The sequence below is a fragment of the Falsiroseomonas sp. E2-1-a20 genome (assembly GCF_051433195.1).
Lineage (GTDB): Bacteria > Pseudomonadota > Alphaproteobacteria > Acetobacterales > Acetobacteraceae > Falsiroseomonas.
Genome location: NZ_JBHMFT010000171.1, coordinates 1 through 930, shown reverse-complemented (window position 1 = coordinate 930; position 930 = coordinate 1). Strand labels below are relative to the sequence as shown.

Annotated in this window: 2 protein-coding genes; one reads left to right on the top strand and one right to left on the bottom strand. The window is 61.6% G+C overall.

Going from position 1 to position 930, the window contains the following annotated elements; all coding sequences use genetic code 11:
• Nucleotides 1-285, bottom strand: a 285-nt coding sequence (locus ACFHPP_RS31190; protein ID WP_437167107.1) for a hypothetical protein, incomplete at its 3' end; no start/stop codon positions are given.
• A gap of 178 nt (nt 286-463) precedes the next feature.
• Here ACFHPP_RS31190 and ACFHPP_RS31185 point away from each other — a divergent pair.
• The coding region (locus ACFHPP_RS31185; RefSeq protein WP_437167106.1) for a hypothetical protein at nt 464-930 on the top strand (467 nt) is incomplete at its 3' end.

Sequence of the window (930 nt, the reverse complement as noted above, 5' to 3'; positions counted from 1 at the left end):
GCATCCAGGCAGCGAATGCTGGGTCCCTGACAGCGACGCCAGGATCACAAGGTGTCGCGGCGGCGGTACTGGCGAGGTCGGAACCCGTAGGCATCTAAGCGGCGGCCGCAGTCTTTCCTGGAAATCTTTGGGCGAGAGGTAGTAGGAATCGAGGGCTAAGCCATTCCAAAGGAAGATCGACATGTTCAGTCGGCGATCTTTGGCTTTCGCTTTTGCTTGCACAGCCCTGCCCGGTACAGCCAGCCAGTCCCAGACACTTGACCAGCGTGATGTGAGCATCTGCACCCTCCTTTCCTTCCAGGTGTCGGAGGCGGTGGCTCAGCGGCATCTACCTGCGGGCTGGCAGGTCAATCCGCTACAATCCGTTCGATCACGGAGGGCGAACCTCATCGTCGCCTTCTCTGACCAAATGGCTCCGCAAGATGCCGATGGGAGTAGGACGGCAGAGACCCTGAATCATGCCGTGGTGCTCGTCGTCCCCGCGCGCAATGCGGCGGAGGCGGAGGGATGGATGATCATTCACGGCTTCTCGGCACGACCCCAAGGGGTGTCCGGCGCCTACGGCAACTTCATTTTCGCCGACAGCAACATGGAGCGCATCATCCGCTCTCGCGGCGGCGTGCGGGAGAACCAGGAGGACTGGTCCTTCGCCACCCCCGATGGAGAGCGCCTACACTTGCGCCTTCGCTACCCTCCCTCGCCGCCGACGTGGGGCAGGATCGAAGCACTGACCTTCTGGCCCGTGTTTGTCGGTGGTCACTACCGCTTTGACATGTCCTACCAGGGCCTCGTTTTGTTGCGCAGCACGCCCATCGCGCTGGATCGCATCAGCGAGGTAAGCTTCAACGCTACCGGGCCTCGAATGAGCGTTTTGTTCGACGGTTCCGAGCGGCTGGTCAGTGTGCTCTCCATGCCTTGGCAGGTACGGCA